Origin of the sequence: Nonlabens agnitus, assembly GCF_002994045.1 — a bacterium.
Lineage (GTDB): Bacteria > Bacteroidota > Bacteroidia > Flavobacteriales > Flavobacteriaceae > Nonlabens > Nonlabens agnitus.
The window spans coordinates 1562304-1582781 of record NZ_MQUC01000003.1; the positions used below are offsets into that span (position 1 = coordinate 1562304).

The 20478-nt window shown below is 41.4% G+C and carries 21 protein-coding genes; 17 read left to right on the forward strand and 4 right to left on the reverse strand.

All coding sequences use genetic code 11. The annotated features are described in order from the left end of the window. The first annotated feature begins 81 nt into the window (after positions 1–81). On the forward strand, positions 82–591 hold the full coding sequence (locus BST86_RS07220) for a YqaA family protein (protein ID WP_231717815.1): 510 nt from the start codon (positions 82–84) through the stop codon (positions 589–591). 206 nt (positions 592–797) lie between these two features. On the opposite strand, the gene BST86_RS07225 is transcribed toward BST86_RS07220, so the two are convergent. The 3 genes from BST86_RS07225 to BST86_RS07235 all read right to left on the reverse strand — a co-directional run bounded on the left by BST86_RS07225 (position 798) and on the right by BST86_RS07235 (position 3200). Further along, a complete protein-coding gene (locus BST86_RS07225; protein ID WP_105982677.1) occupies positions 798–1670 on the reverse strand; it encodes an OmpA family protein in 873 nt (290 codons plus the stop codon). An 88-nt stretch (positions 1671–1758) separates the two neighbouring features. After that, the gene (locus BST86_RS07230) at positions 1759–2757 is read right to left on the reverse strand and encodes a glycosyltransferase family 2 protein (RefSeq protein ID WP_105982678.1); all 999 of its coding nucleotides are present in this window, start codon (positions 2755–2757) and stop codon (positions 1759–1761) included. Beyond that, positions 2754–3200, reverse strand: coding sequence for a type I restriction enzyme HsdR N-terminal domain-containing protein (locus BST86_RS07235; protein WP_105982679.1), 447 nt, complete (start codon positions 3198–3200; stop codon positions 2754–2756). Before BST86_RS07235 ends, BST86_RS07230 begins: the two co-directional genes overlap by 4 nt. A 33-nt stretch (positions 3201–3233) precedes the next feature. On the opposite strand from BST86_RS07235, the gene holA reads away from it, so the two are divergent. The 3 genes from holA (at position 3234) to BST86_RS07250 (ending at position 5599) form a co-directional block, all read left to right on the forward strand. Continuing rightward, complete coding sequence (gene holA / locus BST86_RS07240; protein WP_105982680.1) at positions 3234–4241, forward strand: DNA polymerase III subunit delta; 1008 nt, start codon at positions 3234–3236, stop codon at positions 4239–4241. Beyond that, complete coding sequence (gene menA, locus BST86_RS07245) at positions 4238–5236, forward strand: 1,4-dihydroxy-2-naphthoate octaprenyltransferase (protein WP_105982681.1); 999 nt, start codon at positions 4238–4240, stop codon at positions 5234–5236. The genes holA and menA overlap by 4 nt, the downstream gene beginning before the upstream one ends. Before the next feature lie 165 nt (positions 5237–5401). Continuing rightward, a complete protein-coding gene (locus BST86_RS07250) occupies positions 5402–5599 on the forward strand; it encodes a hypothetical protein (protein WP_105982682.1) in 198 nt (65 codons plus the stop codon). A gap of 25 nt (positions 5600–5624) precedes the next feature. Here BST86_RS07250 and BST86_RS07255 read toward each other — a convergent pair whose 3' ends face one another. Next, a complete protein-coding gene (locus BST86_RS07255) occupies positions 5625–6563 on the reverse strand; it encodes a hydrogen peroxide-inducible genes activator (RefSeq protein WP_105982683.1) in 939 nt (312 codons plus the stop codon). A gap of 156 nt (positions 6564–6719) precedes the next feature. Here BST86_RS07255 and tpx point away from each other — a divergent pair, with 156 nt between their 5' ends. The 13 genes from tpx to BST86_RS07320 all read left to right on the forward strand — a co-directional run bounded on the left by tpx (position 6720) and on the right by BST86_RS07320 (position 20465). After that, positions 6720–7220, forward strand: a complete 501-nt coding sequence (tpx, locus tag BST86_RS07260) for a thiol peroxidase (RefSeq protein WP_055413769.1) — start codon at positions 6720–6722, stop codon at positions 7218–7220. Then, entirely contained in the window at positions 7221–7610 is a 390-nt protein-coding gene (locus BST86_RS07265) for a diacylglycerol kinase family protein (protein WP_105982684.1), read from the forward strand. 63 nt (positions 7611–7673) lie between these two features. After that, the gene (locus BST86_RS07270) at positions 7674–10115 is read left to right on the forward strand and encodes a DNA translocase FtsK (protein ID WP_105982685.1); all 2442 of its coding nucleotides are present in this window, start codon (positions 7674–7676) and stop codon (positions 10113–10115) included. Beyond that, positions 10116–10766, forward strand: coding sequence for an outer membrane lipoprotein periplasmic chaperone LolA1 (locus BST86_RS07275; protein WP_231717816.1), 651 nt, complete (start codon positions 10116–10118; stop codon positions 10764–10766). 1 nt (position 10767) lies between these two features. Beyond that, positions 10768–12213: an LptF/LptG family permease gene (locus BST86_RS07280; RefSeq protein WP_105982686.1), complete on the forward strand. Its 1446-nt coding sequence runs from the start codon at positions 10768–10770 to the stop codon at positions 12211–12213. Positions 12214–12252: 39 nt separating this feature from the next. Beyond that, the gene (gene ribB / locus BST86_RS07285; RefSeq protein WP_105982687.1) at positions 12253–13398 is read left to right on the forward strand and encodes a 3,4-dihydroxy-2-butanone-4-phosphate synthase; all 1146 of its coding nucleotides are present in this window, start codon (positions 12253–12255) and stop codon (positions 13396–13398) included. Positions 13399–13489: 91 nt separating this feature from the next. Then, on the forward strand, positions 13490–14305 hold the full coding sequence (murQ, locus tag BST86_RS07290) for an N-acetylmuramic acid 6-phosphate etherase (RefSeq protein ID WP_105982688.1): 816 nt from the start codon (positions 13490–13492) through the stop codon (positions 14303–14305). Then, positions 14305–14544, forward strand: coding sequence for a DUF6095 family protein (locus BST86_RS07295; RefSeq protein ID WP_055413211.1), 240 nt, complete (start codon positions 14305–14307; stop codon positions 14542–14544). The genes murQ and BST86_RS07295 overlap by 1 nt, the downstream gene beginning before the upstream one ends. Further along, positions 14545–15345: a DUF6503 family protein gene (locus tag BST86_RS07300; protein ID WP_105982689.1), complete on the forward strand. Its 801-nt coding sequence runs from the start codon at positions 14545–14547 to the stop codon at positions 15343–15345. It begins immediately after the preceding gene. Next, positions 15323–17053 (forward strand): OstA-like protein, encoded by a 1731-nt coding sequence (locus BST86_RS07305; RefSeq protein WP_242446486.1) that lies wholly within the window; start codon positions 15323–15325, stop codon positions 17051–17053. Before BST86_RS07300 ends, BST86_RS07305 begins: the two co-directional genes overlap by 23 nt. Next, a complete protein-coding gene (locus BST86_RS07310; protein WP_105982690.1) occupies positions 17050–18234 on the forward strand; it encodes an aspartate aminotransferase family protein in 1185 nt (394 codons plus the stop codon). The genes BST86_RS07305 and BST86_RS07310 overlap by 4 nt, the downstream gene beginning before the upstream one ends. Positions 18235–18345: 111 nt before the next feature. Further along, on the forward strand, positions 18346–19734 hold the full coding sequence (locus BST86_RS07315) for a tetratricopeptide repeat protein (protein ID WP_105982691.1): 1389 nt from the start codon (positions 18346–18348) through the stop codon (positions 19732–19734). Continuing rightward, positions 19734–20465: a tyrosine-protein phosphatase gene (locus BST86_RS07320; protein ID WP_105982692.1), complete on the forward strand. Its 732-nt coding sequence runs from the start codon at positions 19734–19736 to the stop codon at positions 20463–20465. Before BST86_RS07315 ends, BST86_RS07320 begins: the two co-directional genes overlap by 1 nt. Positions 20466–20478: the final 13 nt, after the last annotated feature.

Here is a 20478-nt window from a genome sequence, read left to right on the forward strand (position 1 = left end):
AAATTTCAGCCTCAACGAGCTCACCGGTATTATAAAATCACCGGGTTTTACTCCTTTGTGGTGGAGAGCATCAAAAAATCGATGCCACCAGTACTGATAGTCGTTGGTTTGCTGGTCATCTTTCATTTTGCAGTGATGCCCATTCCAGATGCACTGGAACTTGCCGTGGCAGAATTGCCTAATTATGGTGTCCTGGCCTTCTTCTTTCTATCTGAAACTCTATTAGGTTTAATCCCACCAGAACTTTTTATCGCATGGGCCGGCAAGACGGCAGATCCAGCGCTCAACCTATTTTTTATCGCACTACTCTCCTATCTAGGCGGTATGTGCTCCTATTTTATAGGTAGATGGTCGCTCAAGATCCCAGCGATACATAACTATCTGGAAATTAAAATGGCTAAACAACTTATCATGGCCAGAAAATGGGGTGGCATCTTGATCGCTGTAGGCGCACTATTACCGCTACCTTTTTCCATAGGTAGTCTAGTAGCTGGAATGCTGCGCTATCCATTTAAATATTGGGTCGTCATCGGTCTACTCCGTTTCTTGAGGTTTGCCCTTTATGGTGCCGCGATCTTCTCAGTAGTATAATGAGTTTCTCTTTGATAGCAGGGCACAAAAAACATAGCACCTTAGCCTCAAACGACATCTATCGACCGTAGATGTTCTAGATGATGGTGTTGTTATCGCTTTCGCGAAAGCGAACTCTCATTGCACCTTATTACATTTCCCTGAAGTGATCGCATAAAAAAAGCCTCCTAAAACTAGGAGGCTTTTGAAGTGAAGGGTACACTTGATTATTTACCAGCTTTAGCGTTCTCTTTTGCCTGCTCCATTCCTTTCTCTACCATATCAAAGAATTGATCTAGTTTAGGAAGTACGATGATTCTGGTGCGTCTGTTCTTTGCACGACCAGCAGCAGTGCTGTTGTCTGCAACAGGAACGTAGTAACTTCTACCAGCAGCAGTCATACGCTCTGGAGCCACGTCAAATTCATTCTGTAAGATTCTGGTAACTGATGCTGCACGAGCGGCACTCAATGCCCAGTTGTCTTCAAACTTAGCAGTGCTGATGGATTGGTCGTCAGTATGACCTTCAATCATGATCTCAATCTCTGGCTTGTCGTTTACTACTTTGGCTACTTTTCCAAGTACATTTTTAGCAGCGCTGTTCACATTAGCACTACCGCTAGCAAATAATAACTTGTCGCTGATGGAAACATATACCACACCTTTCTCTACATTGACACTGATGTCCTCATCATTAAGATTACCCAATGAGCTTTTCAGACTAGTTACAAGAGCTAAGGTTACACTGTCTTTTCTAGTGATAGCATCGTTAAGAGTACGTATTTGTAGGTCTTTCTCACGTAGGCTTTCTAAAGACTTTTCTAGGTTTTCTGCTCCTTTCTTAGAAAGCGTGGTCAAGTTACCTGTGTTATCTATAAGGGATTGGTTGTTTGCACGTAGATCTGCAACTTGTGCGCGTAGAACAGAAAGTTCTGCTGCTGCAGCCTTCTCATCTGCAAGACAAGCGTTCAATTTCACAGTTGCAGAATCAAGCAATTCTTGATTGAGTCGTGCTTTTGCTTCTGCTGCTTCTAAATCTTTTTTTGAGGCACATGATACTGCCATTAATGCAGTAAGTGCTACTAGGGCTATTTTTTTCATGGGTATATTATATTTATTTAACTACCAAAAGTAAAAAGGTTGAGATATCCCAACGAACTGTTAACATAGAATTATAAGAAAGAATCACCTACAAAAACTGTCTTTTACCTTTGAGGTAATAACTTAATATAATGCTAGTTACACCTTTATTTTTAATTCCCAGCATTCCTGAGGTTTTCAATAGCTTACGTTTCTTTAAAAAGGAAGGAAGCAACTTGTAAAAACTGATGTGTGCTTTTAAAACAGCATAGCTATGTTTTACTTTAAATTCCAGCAAAAACTTTACCGCTGCAACGCCGTCAAGTATCATTCTTGCCAGAATAATAAGCCAGAACACAGAGCGCCCGTCATTCTTTACTATGGTAAGCAGGCTGTTTCTAAAATTCAGAAATGTTTTCCTGGGATTCAGACTGTTTAGGGTTCCACCACCTAAATGAAAGACCCTAGCATCTGGAAATACCTTGACCTTGTAATCCAGTCTTCTTAATCTCCAGCATAGATCTACTTCTTCTTGGTGCGCAAAATATTGTTCGTCAAAACCGCCAGCTTCTATAAAGGCTTTTTTACGTACAAATAAAGCTGCACCGCTAGCCCAATCGATCTCGATTTGGCTATCATATTGTCCGTGATCCATTTCTAAATAGTCAAATACCCGACCGCGACAGTATGGATATCCCAATTGATCCAGAAAACCACCACTGGCACCAGCGTACTCAAAGCGATCTTGATTTTTATAATCCAACAACGCTGGCTGAGCAGCTCCAAGACTGGCGTCGTTTTCAAATTCCTTCAAGATAGGTTGACACCATTGGTTAGTCACCGAGACGTCACTATTTAAAAGACAAAGAACATCTGCATCTATTTGAGGTATGACTTGATTGTAACCACCAGCATAGCCCAGGTTTTCATCATTGATGATCACCTCAATATCCGGATAGTTCTCACGTAACCAGTGGACGCTATCATCTGTCGAGGCATTATCTGCAACAATAACTTGATGATTGGAGGAGCATTCTACCACTGTTGGGAGAAATTCTTTCAACAATGCTGATCCATTCCAGTTAAGTATGACGATGGCTAGTTTCATAAACTATATTCTGGAAGATCTGGAATAAAATTATACCGCTGGTTATCATAGTCCATGGTGCAAAAGTAATGCTCCATACCATTGCTTACCATAAGGTAGGTAGACTTTACCGCTAGATTATATCGTGCAATCTGATCAAAAACGCTTTGATCGATAGTGATGCTAGGCGCCTTACACTCCACAATGATTTCAATGCTGGCGTCTGGCTTAAAAACAACAATGTCATATCGTTTTGAAGTACCAGCAATGATCAATTGCTTTTCAACATTGATAAGGCTGATAGGTACCTGCTTATAGCTAATTAGCCACTGAATAATATGCTGGCGAACCCATTCTTCAGGTTGCAGCTGGACAAACTTTTTACGGATGGGATCAAAAATGAGACGCCCTTTTTCAGTATTTTTAACCCTGAAATTTGCAGGCGGCAATCGCAGTGCCTTCATATAACAAAACTACAAAAAGCGCCACGGCTCTAGATGAGTGATCTCAATAATATTCTTACCAGCATTAAGGCAAAAAAATATGCACCTGTGTATTTTCTCTATGGTGACGAACCCTACTTTATTGATCAGATAAGTGACGCGATCGAGAACTCTGTCCTTGATGAATCTGAAAGAGGTTTCAATCAAATGGTCTTGTATGGTAAGGATGCCAAAGTGGATGAGATCATCGAGAGTGCCAAACGTTTTCCTATGATGGCACCTTATCAGGTGATCATTGTAAAAGAAGCCCAGCATTTGAGTTCAAAGCTAACTCAGATGGAAAGCTATATGGAGAACCCATCTGCCACCACGATCCTCGTGTTCAATTTTAAATACAAGAAACCTGACGGTCGCACTAAAGTCTTTAAAAACATCAAGAAAAATGGTGTCGTATTTGAAAGCAAAACCATTTATGACAATCAGATGCCTAACTGGATCAGCGGGCACCTCAAGGAAATGGGATATTCCATCGAACCCAAAGCGACCCAAATGCTGGTGGAATTTATAGGCAATGATTTGAGCAGGATCAGCAATGAGCTGGAAAAACTCACTATCGTGCACGATAAAAGCCAGCCCATTACACCGCAAGCTATTGAAGAAAACATAGGTTTCTCAAAAGACTTCAACAACTTTGAGTTGCGCAAGGCTTTGGGAAATCGGGATACGGTAAAGGTGCATCGCATCATCAATTATTTTTCAGAGAATCCTAAGGACAATCCGATTGTGCTCACCACTGCGCAACTTCACAGCTTTTTTGTACAGCTGCTCAAGGTGCACGCCTTAAAGGATCGGTCGCCAAAAAGTGTGGCTCGTGCAGCCGGAATCAATCCGTTTTTTGTGCAGGAACTGCTCGTGGCCGTGCGTAATTATCCCATGAAATATTGCAGTCGTGCGATCCAGATCATACGTGAGATGGACGTGAAGTCTAAAGGTGTAGGCGCCATACAAATGCCGCAAGCAGACTTACTGAAGGAAACCATGGTAAAAATCATGGCACCTTGAAAAATAAAACCCAAGCCTGGATCAGTGCTGCCAGACCACGTACGTTGCCGTTGAGTATTAGTGGCATTCTTGTGGGTAGTGCCTATGCTTATCTGGATATCGCTTTCGCGAAAGCGAGCTATAATGTGTTCGATGGACTATACAATCATATACCGGTCATTTATTTCAACTGGTGGATTCCTATTCTAGCCTTATTAACAACGCTAGGTTTCCAGATTCTATCCAATTTTGCCAATGACTATGGCGATGGAGTTAAGGGAACCGATAATGACGAGCGCATAGGTCCCATGAGAGCCATTCAAAGCGGCATCATCAAACCACCAGAAATGAAGCGTGTGATGATCATTACTTCTGTCCTCACTTTTTTATGTGCCGTTGCCTTGATTTATGTGAGCTTGGGATTGGAGCAACTTTTGATTTCTCTTTTCTTCTTAGTTCTTGGCATCGCGGCGATATGGGCGGCTATAAAATACACCGTTGGCGATAATGCCTATGGCTATCGAGGCCTTGGAGATGTTTTTGTATTTATATTTTTTGGCCCGGTAAGCGTGATGGGTATTTACTTCTTGATTACTTCGGTTCTGGATTGGAGTTTTATCCTACCATCGTTTACAATCGGGTTATTGAGTGTTGCGGTACTTAATCTGAACAACATGCGAGATATTGAAAGTGATAAGAAATCTGGAAAGAATACCATTCCCGTAAAGTTGGGACTGGAAAAATCAAAGAGGTTGCATTTCGCTTACCTTATAATAGCTTTCGTCTCCTTGATGCTGTTTCTATGGATACAGTTTATTAAATCGGGCAGTTTAGAACTATCCGTATCGTATGTGCTGTTCTTACCTATACTGGCTTTCATACCACTACTAAAACATCTGTTGACCGTTAGGAGCATAGCTTCTTCCATACTTCTGGATCCCGAATTGAAAAAAGTAGCCTTGTCTACATTTCTTCTGGCCCTTCTATCCATTGTAAGCGTTATAGTTGTTAGCTAACGTATTGGAAATCAAATTTAAATAGGTTGTTAAGGCTTTTTTATCACTGGGAAACTTCAAATATTAACACTTGATATTTGAGTCTAGCGAGAGTTTTGACCTATATTTAAAGAGCTCAAATGTTCTACTATTCTACAAAACTACGCTTCTAAAATTCTAAAAATTATGGCACGAGCGATGTTTGAATACACTCTAATCATACTCGAAAAGGTAAGTTTTGATTCCACGTTATTCTGTAAGGAACTCCACAAAGCTCTGGATCGATTGCTTCCATTCGAAATTCAAGAATTAAATATCTGGCTTAAAAAACTATACGTGATGCAGCCAGAATTGAAGGTATGCTTACCACCGCATGCGACCTAGCTTTTTCTAAGCTATAGTTCTCAGATTATCTTTTAGCTATCGGGCTTATAATCTGTACGTTGCTAAAGGCAATTGCGCCTTTTACCACACCAGCAATCACGCCTTGAAGAGCCTCAATGATCTGCATTTTAAGTTCTGATTTATGATAAATCAAGCTCACTTCTCTAGCAGGAGATGGTTCTTCAAAGTATCTAAGGTTTTGTTTCTTAATGGATGAGAGATCTAAAGTATTTAAATAAGGCAGTAAAGTCATGCCTAGACCTTCATCAGATAACTTGATCATCGTTTCAAAACTACCGCTCTCCAGCGTGAATTTATCGTCGTCATTCTTTTTGGAGCTGCGGCACAGGTTCAGCACATTATCTTTAAAACAGTGACCATCTTCTAACAATAGCAATTCATCAATATTGATGTCTTCTACTTTTATTTTTTTGTTGTCTTGTCCAGAATTTTTTGGATCGTAACAAACAAAAGGCTCGTAATAAAGGACACGTTCCTTGATCATTTCATTTTCCAGTGGCGTGGCGGCAATAGCCGCGTCTATAGAACCCTCCAACAATCCATTGATCATATTATCAGTGGTCAATTCTTCAATGCGCAAGCGTACTTTAGGGTAGCGATTTACAAAGTTCATCAAGAACATAGGTAATAATGTAGGCATCACCGTTGGGATTACTCCTATTTTAAAATCTCCACCTATAAATCCTTTTTCTTGATCGACAATGTCCTGAATGCGATCACTTTCATTGACAATGTTATGTGCCTGTTGGACAATCTTCTTACCAGTTTCGGTTAGTTCAATGGGTTTTTTAGTACGGTCAAAAATCTGCACGTCTAACTCATCTTCCAGCTTCTGGATTTGCATGCTTAAGGTAGGTTGTGTCACAAACACCTTATTGGCCGCCTTGGTGAAATTTTGGTATTGGGCTACGGCAAGGACATATTTGAGCTGTGTGATGGTCATTATAGATATTTTCTACAAAATTAAAACAATGTATTTACTTACTCTATGGCTATGTGAGTCATTTCTTATAATTCTTTCCTTTGTTATTTAACATTTTACCAACTTAAAGCACTTCTACCATGGGTAATTTAGTGCAAACTGAAAAAACCAAACCAGATGGCAACGATTACATTAAGCGGTAATGAAATACACACTGTAGGTTCACTTCCCGAAGTAGGATCACAAGCTCCAGATTTTGAATTACTAAAGGATGACCTTTCTACCACAACTCTAGCCGATTTTAAAGGCAGTCGTGTGGTGTTCAATATTTTCCCAAGTATTGATACAGACGTTTGCGCCACATCAGTGCGCAACTTCAATAAACGTGCGACAGATTTAGAAAATACAAAAGTGGTGAGTGTTTCTAGGGATACACCTTTCGCACTCAAGAGATTTACTAAGGACGAAGACACTAACAATGTCATGAATTTGAGTGACATTAGAACAGGAGAATTTGGTGAGAGCTATGGCTTGACCATTGTCGATGGGCCTTTTGAAGGTTTCCATTCCAGAGCGGTGGTTGTGGTTGATGAAAATGGAAAAGTCATTTACAATCAACAAGTTCCAGAAATAGGTCAAGAACCTGATTACCTTGAAGCGCTAAAATCCCTGCTATAATTGGGGTTTAAACAATTTGTAAAAGGAAGATTAAAGGGTTGTGTCTATGCTTTTAACGGCGCCGCAACCCTTATTAAAACAGAACCTAGCATACAGGTTCAAATATTTCTGTCCATTATAGTAACCGCGATGGGCTTCTACTTCCAGATCACGACAACCCAATGGATGTTCCAGTGCTTTGCGATAGGATTAGTACTCACTGCCGAAGGTATCAACAGTGCCATTGAGGCCGTAGCAGATTTTATACATCCAGATTTTCACGTCAAAATAGGCCACATTAAAGATATTGCCGCTGGTGCCGTGTTCTTTGCAGCAGTTATTGCCATCATCATTGGTCTCATCATCTACATTCCCTATTTTCAAGATTTGATGCAACCTTTATTTGCATAAACAACTAGTTACTGCCTTAAAGAAACCATACAATATTGCTATTTTTGCTCGTTCACTATTGATATGGCCCGCAAAAAATCAACTACTAAAAAGAAAGCCACAGGCAAGACCAATTCCCTATCCATGCCGTCCTTTAAACTATCTCGTTTACAGGAAGTTATTGTAGGTTTTTTTCTCATTGCTCTAGGTATCGTCTTTTTACTATCGTTCACCTCATTCCTACTTACCTGGCGCAGCGATCAAAGCATTTTGGGACGACTCACAGAACGTGAACTGGAAGCTCAAAACTGGCTCAGCAAACTTGGTGCATGGTTGGGCAACGTTTTCGTTTATGACGGGTTCGGTATTGCGGCTTTTTCCATCGCCATTCTACTCATTATTACAGGAACTTACTTATTTGCAGCAAAGCGTGGAGCGTTTTCGCTTTCGCGAAAGCGAATTTCCCTTCTATGGATTTGGGGTCTGCCGCTCATGCTGTGGCTGTCCGTATTTTTTGGGTTTTTCCACCAGAGCATACCATTATTGGGCGGTATGGTGGGCATGGAACTTAACGACTTCATGCAAGATTACATTGGTTTGATAGGAACCATTATTGTCATGGCGTTTCTCGCACTTATTTATCTCACCTTGAGATTGGGCGTCACTCCAGAGAAAATAAGCAGCTACTTCAAACGTAAATCGGCTCAGGTTAAAGAAGGATTTGATCCATTGGAAAATATTGAAGCGACTGACGAGGAAACCGATTGGAAAACCAATACCATTGAAGGCCAAACGATAGGCGATGACAATGTCGATCTTACCGAGATCACAATCACTGAAGACGATGAAGAAGAAATTCCAGAACCTGTCCTAAAAACCGAACCCATTAGTCCTATTATTACTTCTATTCCAGCCACCGGCGACGGTGATGACATAGGCATGGACATAGAGCAAACGGTCGATGAAGAAGAAGTGTTTGACAATAAGGCGTCGAAGTTGGTGCAGGATTTTGGCGAATTTGATCCGACCCTAGAATTAAGCAACTACCAGTTCCCGCCTATTGATCTTTTAAAGGATTATACTAAAGGTAAAACCATCACCATCAACGAGCAAGAACTGCAAGCGAACAAAGATCGCATCGTGGACACGCTCAAGAATTACAAAATAGGCATTGCCAAAATCACAGCTACTGTTGGACCTACGGTAACTCTATATGAAATTGTACCAGAGGCTGGTGTGCGTATCTCTAAAATCAAGAATCTAGAGGACGATATCGCTTTATCACTTGCGGCACTTGGAATTAGAATCATCGCTCCTATTCCTGGTAAAGGTACCATAGGTATTGAGGTGCCTAATCAAAACCCTTCTATTGTATCCATGCGATCTGTGATTGCATCGCCCAAGTTCCAAAATGCAGAAATGGCGCTGCCTATTGCTTTTGGAAAGACCATCAGCAACGAGACCTTTGTCGTGGATCTTGCCAAAATGCCTCACCTACTCATGGCTGGTGCTACAGGTCAAGGTAAATCGGTAGGATTGAATGCGGTGCTGACCTCACTACTATACTCAAAACACCCAGCCGAAGTCAAATTCGTACTGGTAGATCCCAAAAAAGTAGAATTAACGCTCTTCAATAAAATCGAGCGTCATTATCTCGCAAAACTTCCAGACAGCGAGGAAGCTATCATTACTGACAATTCCAAAGTTATCAATACGCTCAACAGCCTGTGTATTGAAATGGACCAGCGTTATGACATCTTGAAAGAGGCCATGTGCCGTAACATTAAGGAGTATAATGCAAAGTTTAAGGCTAGAAAACTGAACCCAGCAAATGGACACAAGTTCCTACCTTATATAGTATTGGTAGTGGACGAGTTTGCAGACCTGATCATGACCGCTGGTAAAGAGGTAGAAACACCCATCGCGAGATTGGCACAACTGGCTCGAGCCATCGGGATTCACTTGATTATTGCAACGCAGCGACCATCGGTTAATGTGATAACTGGTATGATCAAGGCAAACTTCCCAGCGCGTGTGTCATTTAGGGTACAACAAAAAGTCGATTCCAGGACCATTCTGGACAGTGGTGGCGCAGATCAATTGATAGGTCGTGGTGACATGTTGTACACTTCTGGAAATGAGATCATCCGTATTCAATGTGCCTTTGTAGACACGCCAGAAGTGGAGAAAATCACAGATTTTATAGGCTCACAAAAGGCTTACCCAGACGCTCATCTCCTACCAGAATACGTGGGCGAGGAAGGTGGCACAAGTCTTGATATTAGTATAGAAGAGCGTGATGCTAAGTTCAAGGAAGCCGCTGAAATTATCGTGGTAGCACAACAAGGCAGCGCCTCATTATTGCAACGCAAGTTAAAACTGGGCTACAATCGTGCCGGTAGAATTATTGACCAACTGGAGGCCGCTGGAATCGTAGGTGGTTTTGAAGGTAGTAAAGCCCGTCAGGTGCTCATTCCAGACTTAGCGTCGCTAGAAGTATTTTTAAATGCAGAAAAGCAGAATTAAATGAAAATGAAGAATTTATATCTATTGCTGGTGGTTTTTTTCGCTTTCGCGAAAGCGGGAACAGCACAATCCAATCAAGCATCAAAATTGCTGGATGAAGTGGCAGCAAAATATAAGAGCTATGACAATGTCACTTTTACCTATAAGGGAAATCTGAAAAACTCTAAAGCCAACTTTGATACAGACTTACAAGGTGAGGCAAAATTGAGTGGCAATAAGTACAATGCGACCTACAATGGTACAACCTATATGTACGATGGTAGAAAATTGTACACGATCAATCGTGAGGACGAACAAGTCACCATTGCCACCCAAAACAATGACGGTAGTGAAATGATCAATCCTTCCAACATCATGACGTTCTATCAAAAAGGTTACAACAAGGAATTAGATATTGTACAAAACGTGAAGGGAAGAAAAATCCAATACGTGAAGCTCACACCTATCAAATCAGGATCTGACTACAAGAATATTCTTTTGGGAATCGATGCCAATACCAAGCATATTTACAACACCATCATTACAGAGCGCAGCGGCACGGTGATTACGTTTACGCTGCAAACCTTTAAGACGAATGAGCCTTTAGCTAAAAACTGTTTTACCTTTGATCCTAGCCAGTATAAAAACTGGGACATTGAGGAAATGAACTAGCTTGAAAATACTGGATCGCTACATATTGACACAATTTATAAAGACGTTCTTGAGCGTCTTTATTGTGTTAATGTTTATTTTGATCCTGCAGGCCATCTGGCTATACATCAAGGACATTGCTGGTAAAGACATTGACCTAATTACCATAGGTAAATTCATGATGTATACCATACCGGTAATCGTACCGCTGGCATTACCACTTAGTATCTTACTGGCATCGATCATGGTCTTTGGGAACATGGCAGAAAACTATGAGTTTGCCGCCATGAAATCCAACGGTATATCACTACAGCGCGCCATGCGCAGCTTGATGATTGTCATCTTTTCATTAGGAATCACCAGTTTTGTTTTTGCAAACACGGTTATTCCATGGGGAAACCTAAAGCAGCGTAATTTAAGACGTAACATCGCGCAGGTCAAACCAGCGATGGCGATCAGTAAAAACGTGTTTAATCAGTTAGGTGATATCAACATCAAGGTTTCTGACAAGACCGGAGATCGTGGGCAATATCTGGACGATGTTATTATTCATAAGAAAAGTCCTGGTAGATCAGGAAACTGGAGAGTAATAAAAAGCGAAAAGGGTGAACTTAAAAGTTCACTCAAGTCAGATATCATTCAGTTGGTATTGACTAACGGGAATTATTACGAGGATCTTTTTGTGAACGATCCTAGAAAGCGAGCTTCATCACCTTTTGTAAAAAGCTATTTTGAGACCTATACTTTGAATGTCGATGTATCAGAGTTGAATGATGTAGACATGGATAAGGAAAATGTCACCGATGATTATCAAATGTTGAAGATCAACGAGCTTCAAACTCAGATTGATTCGTTTTCCGCCAGTTACAATACCCAAAAAGACATCTACAACCAAACCCAATTGCTCAAATGGTCACCCAACAAATTGACAGACCGGGTTTCTAAATACCTGGATTCAACTGCCGTTAAGAAAACTTTTTTTGAGCGGCTATCTCTCAACGATCAAAAGCGTGCGGTGGATGTAGCAACAAATAAGGCCACCCAGCAAATCTATAGCATCACGGCTCGTAAAGAGCAGCTGCAACGAGAACAGGTGCGACTTAATAAATATGAGATCGAGATCCACAAAAAATACGTACTAGGCGTTGCTTGTATCATTCTGTTCTTTATAGGTGCGCCATTGGGTGCGATCATTAGAAAAGGTGGTATGGGTTTACCACTCGTTGTGGCCACCATGTTTTTTCTCACCTACCACTTTATCGGAATCTTTGCAGAAAAATCTGCAGCCGAAGGTGCCTTTCCAGCATGGCTAGGTGCCTGGATGAGTACCTTGATTATTTTCCCCATAGGCGTATTTTTAACCTATAGAGCCACGACAGATCAAGGATTCTTTGATTTGGGCGGCAGCATCAATTCCTTACTCAATAGGTTCAAAAAGAAACCCAAGAGCCCTACCACAGTAGCATAATCCCGTATCTTTGCATAGAATTGAAAGAGCAAAAGTACCATGGTTACAGAACAGCAACAGACAAAGATTCAACTGGATCGTATAGAAGATGCTATTGAAGACATCAAGAACGGCAAAGTCATTATTGTTGTCGATGATGAGAATAGAGAGAATGAAGGTGATTTTTTAGCCAGTGCTCAATCAGTCACTCCAGAAATGATCAACTTTATGGCGACTCACGGTCGTGGATTGATCTGTTGTCCTATCACAGAAAAACGAGTCAAAGAACTGGAGCTTCCCATGATGGTCAATAATAATTCTGACCCTATGGAAACTGCATTTACGGTTTCTGTAGATCTACGTGGTCATGGTGTCACCACTGGTATCAGTGCCAGTGACCGCGCTCTTACCATCAAAGCCATTATCGACAAGAATACCAAGTCGCACGACTTGAGCAAACCAGGCCATATTTTCCCATTAAAGGCAAGAGATGGTGGCGTTCTAAGAAGAACTGGTCATACAGAAGCTGCGATAGATTTTGCCAGATTGGCCGGCCATGAACCTGCAGGTGTGATCGTAGAGATCATGAATGAAAACGGCACCATGGCAAGATTGCCACAATTGATGGAAGTGGCACGCAAGCATGATCTTAAGCTGGTGAGCATTGAAGATCTAGTAGCCTATCGCATGAAGAACGATAGCTTGATTGTGAAGAAAGAGGACTTTGAGTTGAAGACTCGATTTGGCAACTATCGCTTGAGAGCCTATCAACAGACGACAAACGATCAGATCCATCTAGCGTTGACCTTGGGCGATTGGGATCACGACGATGTGGTGTTGACCAGAATGAATTCGACTCAAGTGAACAACGACCTCTTCTCTACCCTAACGTCAGAGGCAGATCGTAAACTGGACGCTATGTTTGAGCGCTTGAATAAAGAAGGAAAAGGAGCGATTGTGTTCATCAATCAGCAGTTTGAACCAGAAAACATGCTGGGCCGACTGGAAGAACTCAAAGCACTCCAGGAAAACGGCACCCATAAAGCGCCTAGACGCCACTTGGACAACAAGGATTACGGTATAGGCGCACAGATTTTGCACGATTTGAATATCTCAAAACTCAAGTTGATGACTAATAGTGAGCAAAGCAAACGCATCGGGATCATAGGCTATGACCTTGAAATTGTAGAAACGGTAGAATATTAGAATCAAGATTAAAATTATATCGCTTTTTGTAAACGCAGTGAACAAAAGTTTATATTGAGCGTAGTCGAAATACGAAGGCGATCTCCATAATATGCCCATTAACAACATAACAGAGCAAGATTCTAATCACGATCATCTAGAGACGATGAGCACTCGTGAATTGTTGGAGGCGATAAATCAAGAAGACCAGCAGGTGGCCTCTGCAGTTCAAAAAGTCCTGCCCGAAATAGAACAACTAGTCGATGTTATCGCTGAAAAGATGAACAATGGCGGTCGTCTTTTTTACATAGGCGCTGGTACGAGTGGCCGTTTGGGAATTCTGGATGCCAGCGAGTGTCCGCCTACCTTTGGCGTTGCTCCCGGAAAAGTGATAGGCATTATTGCCGGTGGTGATCAAGCGATCAGAAACGCCGTAGAAAATGCCGAGGATGACACAGCACAGGCGATTAAGGATCTTGAAAAACATGATATTACAGATAAGGATGTCGTCATAGGCATAGCTGCCAGTGGTCGCACTCCATATGTCATAGGCGGACTTCAAGCCTCCCAAAATCGTGGAATAATAACAGGAGGAATTACGTGTAATCCTGGTAGTAAGTTAAATGAGATAGCCCATCATTCTATAGTTCCCGTAGTAGGACCAGAATTTGTAACCGGCAGTAGTCGTATGAAAGCTGGAACGGCACAGAAAATGGTACTCAACATGATCAGTACAAGCGTGATGATCAAATTGGGTCACATTAAAGGAAATAAAATGATTGACATGCAATTGAGTAACGACAAACTCGTTGATAGAGGTACGCGAATGATTATGGAAGCCACGAGAATGGATTATGAACAGTCGCGGGAACTTCTTAAAAAATACGGTAGCGTGCGAGCTGTTCTGGATCATATAGGATTATGCTAATGGAAAACCAACAACCATCAACGGATCGAGAGGTTTTAAGTAAAGGTGTGAAGCGTCTCATGATGGCGATTCCGTTTTTCTTCTTGGGTCCTATCTTAATCTATATAGGCGCTGGTAGCGAGCATCCCATTATTTTCTTGATGCCTGGAATTGCTTTTGCCATTTTAGCCATTGTATTTATGTATCAAGGGATCCAGACGATTTTGGATTCTATGTTTAAGAGCAACAAAACCCGTTAGATGCAAAAATCAATTCTTCTTTTATGGATCATTACTTTTTTGGTAGGCTGCAAGCAAAGTGATTCTTCGTTATCTATCGAACAGATAACGCCTGATACAACGATGAAGGTTGAAGAAATTGAACCAGCCGTTGCTGATGTTGAAATGGCGCATGAGAAGTATGCTTTTCTAAATAAGCAAGTGGTTCAATTTGATTTGGATCTGAGTTTTGGTGGCCAGCCAAGACTCAACGGTACTGTTTCCTTGTCCACCGATTCCAAATACGTAAGAATTGACAAGGCCGATGGAACCACACTAATTTATGACGGTGATAAGGTTTGGATGAGTCCGCAGGATGCTGACGATAGTGGAGCGCGATTTGACATTTTTACTTGGAGTTACTTTTTCTCCTTACCATACAAACTTACTGATGATGGCACCATCATCAACGTTTTAGCCGATACCCAAGATTACAAAATAATCCAACTCACCTTCGAGCAAGGCACAGGCGATGCACCAGATGATTGGTACGAGATTTATGTGGATAAAGAAACGAATCGAATAGACCATGCGGGTTACATTGTTACCTATGGAGGCACACCAGCAGATAAGGCAGCGCAAAATGCTCATGCGATCGCATATGGAGAATATAAAGAAGTGAATGACATTCCTTTCGCCACGTCCTGGAAGTTTTATAACTACTCATATAAAATAGATCGATCTAATATCATAGGTGAAGCGACCATAACCAATATCCAATTTAAGGGATTGAACGAAGTCGCATTCTCAAGACCTGAAAATGCTAAAGAGATTAAATTGTAAGCCTGTGATGGACCAGAAAAAATTCATTTTAGCGTTTGCGATGAGCTTAGGGTTCTTTCTAATAGCAATAGCTCAAGAGCAACCTGTGGATTCACTCATACGTGTGGAGTCGCCATTTGAAAGCATTAATGAAAATGAATTCCCAGGAGCCATTCTTTATTTACGTAACGCCGGCAAACAGGTTTATGTACAGCACCGCGGTATTGAGATGTATTGCGACAAGGCTGTTTTTTATAAAGAAAGTAACTTCATAAAAGCCATAGGAAACGTGCGCATGAATCAAGGTGATACCATCACTATGAACTCCAAGTACGCAGAATATAACGGGAGAAACCAGAAGGCATTTGCGAGTGGCAACGTCAATATGCGCAGTCCTGAATCGACCCTACAAACAGATACCTTGCATTTTGACCGTGTACGACAGCAGGCCTATTACCGTAGCGGTGGCACGGTCAGAGACACCGCAAGCACGTTGAAAAGTCGAGTGGGTCGATATTTTATGAGGGACAAGAAGTATCAATTCTTGGACAATGTGGTGGTTACTAATCCAGAATATGTGATCAATTCTAACCACTTGAACTTTTATTCAGATTCTGGTCATGCCTATATGTATGGTCCATCGACCATCACAGGAAAAACGAGCAAGGTGTATTGTGAACGAGGCTTTTACGATACCCGAGCAGATGAAGGTTATTTTGTCAAGAACTCCAGCATAGATTACAACGATCGTAATGTGAGAGGTGACAGCCTCTATTTTAATCGCGGTCGGGATTTCGCCAGTGGCGTCAACAATATCAAGATCACAGACACCATCAACAACTCTGTCATCAAAGGTGACTATGCCGAAGTTTTTAGAGCCAAGGATTCGGTTTTTATCACCAAGAGAGCCGTGGCAATATCCGTTCAGGAACAAGACAGTGTGTACATACACGCAGACACCTTAATGGTGACCGGCAAACCAGAAAATAGGCTGGTAAGAGGTTTCTATGATGCCAGGATCTTCAAGAAAGATCTAAGCGGTAAGTCAGATAGTATCGTCTCGCGTCAAACTACTGGTTTGACAAAAATGATAGGCAGTCCCATATTATGGAATGGCGTGAGCCAAATGACAGGCGATAGCATTTTTATCCAAAGCAACGTTCAAACTGAAAAACTGGATTCCCTTAGGGTCTTCTACAACGCCTTTATTGTAAACAAGGATACGACGGGTGGTTTCAACCAAATAAAGGGAAAAGAACTCACTGGATTCTTCAAGGATAATGAATTGAGCGTGGTAAACATTGATAAGAACGTGGAACATCTCGTCTATTTACGTAATGAAGCGCAGGAGTTGATAGGAATTGACAAAAGAACCAGTGGCCGCGTTTTGCTGGAATTTGAAGATGGTGAACTTGTTCTGGACACCTACTACAACGAGGCTAAGGGCACCACCTTTCCGCCAGATGAATTGCCAGTGAATGCGAGGACCCTAAGAGGATTGAACTGGCGAGGAGACGAACAGATACTGTCATATAATGACCTTTTCAAGGGCAAATCTATTCCCAAACAAATCAAGATTCAGGGATTGCCATTGCCAGTAAAAGAGGACGATTTCTTTAGCAAAGAAGATCTGGAAAACCTCAATGAAAATAGTGAGCTCAAAAAAGAGGATCTGGAAAACAGGAAGGAAGACCAGATAGAAAATATTGAAGGTACAGGAGATAATTGAAAGAGGACTTTTTTAAATATCAAGCGCCCACGACTCCATTTGCTCCAGGTCTAGAAATAGAACGCGCTTCTGGAAACTACATCATCGATACGCAGGGTAACAAGTATCTGGATATGGTGGCAGGTGTCAGCGCCTTGCCGTTGGGACATTGCCATCCTGAAGTGGTAAACGCCATTAAAGATCAAGTGGATCGGTACATGCACGTTATGGTTTATGGTGAATATGCCCAGAAACCTGCAGTGGAATTGTGCAAATTGCTAGCGAGCACGATGCCGGCGCCCTTAGACATGACCTATCTGGTAAACAGTGGTACAGAAGCCATTGAAGCCTCCATCAAGCTGGCCAAAACCGTTACCCAACGCTCAGAGATTATTGCCATGAAGAATTGTTATCATGGGAACACGCTAGGTTCGCTTAGTCTGATGAATTATGAAGAGCGCAAGGCACCATTCAGACCGCTGTTGCCAGATATAAAGCATATTCAATTCAATTGCCTGCCAGACTTAAAAAGGATTACCCATAAAACAGCAGCCGTGGTGATGGAAACCATCCAAGGTGGTGCGGGTTTTATCATGCCAGACAAACGCTGGTTCCAGGCGTTGCGGGAAACCTGTACCAAAATGGGAGCCTTATTGATTCTGGACGAGATTCAGCCAGGTGTTGGCCGTACTGGCACCATGTGGCATTTTGAGCAACACAACATTGTTCCCGACGTCGTGGTAAGCGGTAAAGGCCTTGCGGGTGGTCTTCCCATTGGTTCGCTAACGGCCAGTTCAGAGCACTTGAATCACTTCAAAACATCACCCATGTTGGGGCACATCACCACCTTTGGTGGTAATCCTGTGATTGCTTCAGCGGCTCTTGCAACCCTGCAGGTGATATTACGAGAAGGTTATATGGAACGTGTGAAGATGATGGAATTACGCTTTCGCGAAAGCTTACTATCCAAACATATCGTGCAAGTAAGAGGCACCGGTTTGATGCTGGCTGCCATATTGCCTGATGCGACACATACGGCTGCCATTGTTGATCGTTGTAGGGAAAAAGGTGTGATTTTCTTTTTGCTGCTTTTTGAAAAGCGAGCCATACGCATCACGCCGCCCTATACCGTGACTATGGATGAAATTGATCACGCCTGTAATATTTTAAAGCAAACAATTGCCGAATTCTACGGCTCATAAATAGCTGTTTTGTGCTGTTTATAAGATGTTGACAAGAGATTTGGCGGGAACTGCGAGACTTTGGCAAATCTTTTGAACTTAGTAAGAAGCGGATCATTAAAAATTCGACCTATGGAATTCAACTTAAATAATGATGATGATTTGAGCATTGAAAAGTTTGAATTGATGCTTAAAACCAACGAGGTAGGTTTCTTTGATAGCGATGAATTTGAAGAAATTATTGAGCATTATCTGGAAAACGGAAAGATGGCTCTGGCTCGCAAAGCGATCCATCTTGCGATGAATCAACATCCATCATCAGTCAATTTAAAGCTGTTTCATGCAGAGATGTTGATTTTTGATGACAAATTTGAACTGGCTCACGAACTACTGGACGAGTTACATGAATTGCAACCCCACAATTCTGAAATATTCATTCAAAAGGCTAATATATTTTCCAAAACAGAGCAGCATGAGAAGGCGATCAACCTTCTTAACGATGCATTACAATTGACGGATGATAAGGCAGATGTCTACAACCTTATAGGTATGGAATTTCTTTTTATAGAGGACTATTCCAGTGCCAAGTTGAATTTTATGCAGTGTCTAGAGCTGGACGATACAGACTATTCTGCGCTTTATAACATTATCTATTGTTTCGATTTTCTACAGGAAAATCAGCAAGCCATAGACTTCTTAAATATGTTCTTAAACAAGAATCCATATTGTGAAGTTGCCTGGCATCAAGTAGGCAAGCAATACTTTGATTTGAAGATGTATGAGAAGTCACTAGCCGCTTTTGAATTTGCGATCATTTCAGACGATCACTTTGTAGGTGCCTATCTTGAAAAAGGTAAGGTGTTGGAAAAGCTGGGTCGCTACAATGAGGCGATTGAGAATTATCAAATCACATTAGAGCTGGATGATCCTACATCCTTTGCTTATTTACGTTTAGGAAAATGCTTCAACAAGTTAGGGAATAGCGAACTAGCTATTAAATACTTCAAAAAGACTATTAATGAAGATCCGTTATTGGATAAAGGCTGGATTTCCATTGTGGACTACTATTCAAAGCAGTTGAATTACCCTAAAGCATTAAGTTATATAGAAAAGGCTATTGAAGTTGATGGAGAAAATGCGCTGTACTGGACAAGGTATGCGCATTTGAATAAACGTCTTAACTTCTTTGAAGAGGCTGAATACGGTTATCGCAAAGCCATTGAATTAGGTAATTACGAGCAAGAAACCTGGTTGTCTAGAGCGGATATTTTGTTAGCCCTAGGTGAAACTGAGGCTGTCGTTTCTAACTTGAACTACGGTCTTGAATTTTACCCACAACAGGTAGAAATGGAATATCGCATTGCTGGTGCTTACTATAAATTGAATCAAAAAGTCAAAGCGAGATTTCATCTACAAAATGCGCTAAAAACAGATCCAGAATACATCATCATTCTAGAAGAACTTTTTCCTGAATTGATGAAGGAAAAAGAAGTAAAGGATCTCATAGCGCGATACTCCTAATGTTCTTTTTTACCAAGAAAGTTTTTCTGGCAGATGCAATCGATGGTCTCATCGATATGCACAATCATGTGTTGCCCAATATTGATGATGGTTCGGATAGTCTGGAGACAACTTCGAGCATGATCAAATGGTATCGTGAATTAGGGTTCTCTGGAGTTTACACGACACCTCATACCATGGAGGATTACTATGGGAATGATGCAGAAAAAATCAAAAGCAGCTTCATAGAAACTAAAGCAGGCTTATCAATAGACGATGCAGGTTTTATTTTAGGTACTGCGTCAGAATATATGATGGACGGTGGTTTTGAGGACATTCTTAAAACTAAGAATTTCTTGACCCTGCCAGGAAATCATCTGTTGTTTGAATTTAGCTATTTTCAAAAGCCCTTCAATTCGGAAGAGCTGATTTTTGAAATGAGTAATTTGGATTTGAAACCCATTCTAGCGCATCCAGAACGATACAGGTATTTAAGCATTCAACAGATGCTGGATTTTGCAAATAGAGGCTGCAGATTGCAACTCAATATGTTGAGCCTATCGGGACACTATGGATCTGATGCTAAGAAAAAAGCTTTAGACCTTTTAAAAGGCAATCACTATTCTTTCATAGCGACAGACGCTCATAAACAGGAACACCTGAGTAAAATAAAAGACATCCAAATAGACAAAAAGCTAGTGCCAGCACTGCAGCGCCTCATTAAAACACAAATGAGTGTATTTGAGAAATAAATTAGTCTTTTAA